Origin of the sequence: Streptomyces nanshensis (assembly GCF_001751255.1) — a bacterium.
GTDB classification, from domain to species: domain Bacteria; phylum Actinomycetota; class Actinomycetes; order Streptomycetales; family Streptomycetaceae; genus Streptomyces; species Streptomyces nanshensis_A.
The window spans coordinates 1-4,465 of record NZ_LJGW01000034.1; the positions used below are offsets into that span (position 1 = coordinate 1).

Genomic DNA, 4,465 nt, shown 5'->3' on the forward strand with positions numbered 1-4,465 from the left:
CCCGACGGAGTCGGCGGACGGGCCACCGCCTGCGGGCCCGGAGAAGCCGAAGGGGCCGAAGGGGTCCGACGGGGAGAAGTGAGGCACGGGCCGCCGGTGCCGCGGGTGCTGTCGGCGGTGCCGGAGGCGTCGGCCGTGTTGGTCGCGTCCGTCGTGTTGCGCGTTGCTGTGTTGGTGTGGACTGCCGCCCTGGGGGCGGCAGTTCGCGTGTATGGGGGCGGGGGCCGGTATACGAGGGGTGTACGGGCGGGGCGGGTCAGCGTGCGTCGGCCGCCTGTATACGAGCGGTGTGCGAGGCGAGGTGGGGCGTTGTGTGCCGCCTGTATACGAGCGGTGTGCTGGGTTGTTGCGGCCCCGGTATACAAGCAGCGCACGAGTTGCGTACGCGCGCGCCTCGCGCCTGGCCGCCACCGCGGGGACAGGGGCAGCACCTCGGCTTCGTGCCTGCGGCGCGTGTCCTGACGCTGTGTGCGGGCGGTATACCGGCGTACGAGCGGCGCTGGATGTGCGCGGACGGTATACAAGTCGCGTACCGGCGCGGGGCGTTGAGGCCGGTATACGAGGGGCGTACCGGCGAGGAGCGCTGGGTGTGTGCGGCTCGTATACAACTGGTGTGCACGCGCTGCTCGTTGGGACCGGTATACGAGCGGCGTACCGGCGGCCCGGCTCTCCGCGTGTGCGACCGGTACACGAGCGGCGTACCGGCTGGCCCGACCCTCATGTGTGCGGCCCGTATACAAGCCGCATGCGCACGCGCCCCGCACCCCGGTGCCGCACCCGGAGCGGTCGCCTCCGCCCTCGTCACTCCCCGCGCCCTCGCCCCGCCGCGAACCCGNGCCGCCCCCAACACCCCCCTCAGTACGGCGACTTCCGTTCCTCCATGTACCGCTTCAGCCGTTTGTGGTCTGCCGCGTCCCAGCCCTGTGGTGGGGCCACCGCCGACCACGCCTCCACCGAGCCCGAGCCGTAGCGGTGGCCGTGCGGTGCGTCCACGTCGTAGGAGACCGCCAGGTCGACCGTCGTCTGCCAGAAGGTGACGAACGGGAACCAACCGACCTCGCGGGTGATGTCCGGGCCGAGCGGATCGCTCAGCCAGCGGGGGCGTTCGAGGGCGAGGTCCCAGGACCACCACACGATCGGGTCGGAGGCGTTCTGCAGGTACGCCACCCGCGGTTCGTGCCACGGGCCCGGCGGACGGGCCAGGTCCGGGGCCGGCCACTGGGCGAAGCGGAAGTGCCGGCCCCGTTCGTACCGTGGGCGCCACACGGGGCTGCCCGCGTCGCGGTGCGCCGTGATCTCTTCGCGGATCGGGGAGAAGTTCGGGGAGCCGGCCAGAACCGCGCCGTCCACCTTCGACAGCAGGTCGTCCGGGCCGTCGAAGGCCGCCTCGACGCCGTACGCGCCCAGGCTCTCCCCGAAGACGTACAGCCGGGGGCGGCTGTCCGCGGGCTCCTGGAGCCAGCGTTCCCGAACTGCCGTGACCAGCGCGCGGTTTGCGCGCCCCGCCTGCTCCTTGTCGACGACGAAGGAGAGCCAGCTCGGCAGGTACGAATACTGCATCGCGACGATGGCGGTGTCGCCGCCGTGCAGAAACTCCAGGGGCTCGGCGTCGGCCGAGTTGACCCAGCCCATGCCCGTCGTGCCCGCGACGGCCAGCACCTCGCGGTCGAAGGCGCCGGTGCGTTCCAGTTCCGCGACGGCGAGTTGGGCGCCCGCCGCGTAGGACTCGGCCTCCGTCGTGCCTCCGGCCGCGCCGCCCTCGAAGGCGCGTCTGCCCACGTACACGCGTACCGGTTCCCGGGCGGGACGGTGCGTGACGTGGCTGATCCGGCGGGCGGTGGGCGTCGAGCCGGTGAAGTTGCGTCCCTCGTACCCCAGTTGGGGCCAGGTGATCAGTGAGCCGGGGCTGCCCGAGACGAAGCGCGAACCGGACTGCACGATGCCGTCCTTCGTGCCCCGGTCGGTGCTCTCCGCGATCCGCGCCACCACGTCCACGACGCCGCGGTCGAAGACGACGTCCCGCGTCCCGACGACGACCGCCGTCGCGCTGATCAGCAGTCCCGCGACGACGGCGACGGGACGCGGCACGAAGCGGCACAGATTCCGTATCAGCGTGCGCGTGCCCAGCCGTATCGCACGGGCGAGCAGCAGCAGCGCCGCACACAGCGTCAGCGCCAGCACCGTGATCATCATCGAGTGCCAGGTGAGCGTCTCGGGCAGATCCTGAAGCGCCCTCAACTGCCGCTGCATACGGGCGCTTTCGGAAAGCGCGAGGACGGTGAGGCCGAGCGCCGCCAGGTAGTACGTCTGCCAGGCGCGGGCACGTGCGCGTTCGCCGGGGGTGCGGCGGAGGAGGCGCCGGCAGACCGGTACGAGCGCCAGGCGCGCCAGCCGGCCGAGCGGCGCCCCGATGCCGTAGCCGATCGCGGCGGTGATGCCGCCGATGACGCCCTGGAGCAGCCAGGGGCGCGGCACGAGGGAGGGCGTGAGGGAGAGCCAGAAGAAGACGATCGCGAAGCAGGCGGCGGTCAGGTCCGGCCAGCGCCGTACGACGCGGGCGGGGTCCGTGTGCGGACGGTACGGGTGCCGGGCGGCGGCGAGGGCGCGGGAGGCGGCGGCGCGCAGCGCCCTGCGGAGGACGGGGAGACGCGGGGGCGGCGGTGTCCCGCTGGGGGTCCCGGGGGCGTACGGGCGGGACGGTGCGGGCGCATCCGGCTGCGCGGGCAGGTCCCGTACGGGAGCGACGGGTGCGTGCGATGCGCCGGACGGGCCCAACGGCCGCCGTGCGCCCGGCAGTCGGGCGGGGCGCTCCCGTATGCCGGTGCGGGAGCAGGCGCCCCGGCTCCGGCCCCGGTCCGTGTCCGTACGCGTGTCTGTATCCGTGCCCGTGCCCGTACCGGCGTCCGTGTGCGTGCCCGTGCCCGTTCCCGTACCCGTGTCCGTGGACTCGCCGTGGCCCGTCTCCGCGGACGTCTCCGTGCCCGTCCCGTCGGGCGGGCTCTCCGCCGTTCTGTACGCCATTGTCCGCCCCCACCCCGAAACCGAACGTGGTCCCTTACGGCTGACGCAGTACGTGTGGAGCGGGTTGAGCGGTTGGGCCGGAATCCGTCCGGAATGCCTGTCGTTCGGGGCCGTCGCTCCGGCCGCCGGGGGCCCGGCGGCACCCCGGCAGCACGTTCGGCGGCACGACCCGCGAACAACCGCCCGGAGAGCCGGAGTTGACGGCTCCCGAGTACGTACGCGCAGCTCAGAGCACTCTTCCCGGAATCTATACACGGGATGTATACCCCTGATGTATAGTCCTCGCCATGTCCATCAGCCACACGCTGCTGGGACTCCTGGAGGAGTCCGGCCCCCGCCACGGCTACGACCTGAAGCGGGCCTTCGACGAGCGCTTCGGACACGACCGTCCGCTGCACTACGGGCAGGTCTACTCGACGATGTCCCGCCTGCTGAAAAACGGCCTCGTGGAGGTCGACGGCATCGAGGCGGGCGGCGGCCCCGAACGGAAGCGGTACGCCATCACCGACGCGGGCATCACCGACGTCGCCGACTGGCTCTCCCGCCCCGAGAAGCCGGAGCCGTACTTGCAGAGCACCCTCTACACCAAGGTCGTGCTCGCGCTGCTCACCGGGCGCGACGCCGCCGAGCAACTCGACACCCAGCGCGCCGAGCACCTGCGGCTGATGCGCGAACTCACGCGCCGCAAGCAGGGCGGCGATCTGGCCGACCAACTCATCTGCGACCACGCGCTCTTCCATCTCGAAGCCGACCTGCGGTGGCTCGAGCTGACGGCGGCGCGGCTCGACAAGCTGGCCACGGAGGTACGGCAATGACGTCCACGGCATCGACCGCTTCCGCGGGCTCCTCGGGGGGCTCCTCCGGGGGCGCGGCGGGGGCGACCGCGACGGCGGAGTCCGCCGCCCAAGAGGCCGCTACGGCCTCGGAGTTCCTGCTCCAGGCGAGGGGACTGCACAAGACGTACGGCTCGACGGCAGCCCTCGACGGCGCCGACTTCGCGATCCGCTCCGGCGAGATCGTGGCCGTCATGGGCCCCTCGGGCTCCGGCAAGTCGACGCTGCTGCACTGCCTCGCGGGCATCGTCCAGGCGGACGCCGGCTCGGTCACCTACCGGGGCCAGGAGCTGACGTCTATGAACGACGCCGGGCGCAGCGCCCTGCGCAGGGCCGACTTCGGCTTCGTCTTCCAATTCGGCCAGCTCGTACCGGAGTTGACCTGCCAGGAGAACGCCGCGCTGCCGCTGCGGCTCGCCGGTCTCGGCCGCAAGGAGGCCGAATCGCGTGCCGCGCAGTGGCTGGAGCGGCTGGAGGTGGCGGACGTGGGGCGCAAGCGCCCCGGCGAGGTCTCCGGCGGCCAGGGCCAGCGCGTGGCCGTCGCCCGCGCGCTCGCGGCGGGCCCGCGTGTGCTCTTCGCGGACGAGCCGACGGGCGCTCTGGACTCCCTC

Annotated in this window: 3 protein-coding genes; 2 read left to right on the top strand and 1 reads right to left on the bottom strand. The window is 72.7% G+C overall.

Translation table 11 applies throughout. The annotated features are described in order from the left end of the window. Nucleotides 1-855 precede the first annotated feature (855 nt). Nucleotides 856-3,021: an alpha/beta hydrolase gene (locus AN218_RS01470; protein ID WP_079131717.1), complete on the bottom strand. Its 2,166-nt coding sequence runs from the start codon at nucleotides 3,019-3,021 to the stop codon at nucleotides 856-858. A 287-nt stretch (nucleotides 3,022-3,308) separates the two neighbouring features. Between AN218_RS01470 and AN218_RS01475 the strand changes: the two genes are divergently transcribed. Together AN218_RS01475 and AN218_RS01480 are read left to right on the top strand one after the other, a co-directional pair. Beyond that, nucleotides 3,309-3,836, top strand: a complete 528-nt coding sequence (locus tag AN218_RS01475) for a PadR family transcriptional regulator (protein ID WP_070014603.1) — start codon at nucleotides 3,309-3,311, stop codon at nucleotides 3,834-3,836. After that, nucleotides 3,833-4,465: ABC transporter ATP-binding protein (locus AN218_RS01480; protein ID WP_079131718.1), on the top strand; the 633-nt coding region annotated here is incomplete at its 3' end. The genes AN218_RS01475 and AN218_RS01480, both read left to right, overlap by 4 nt.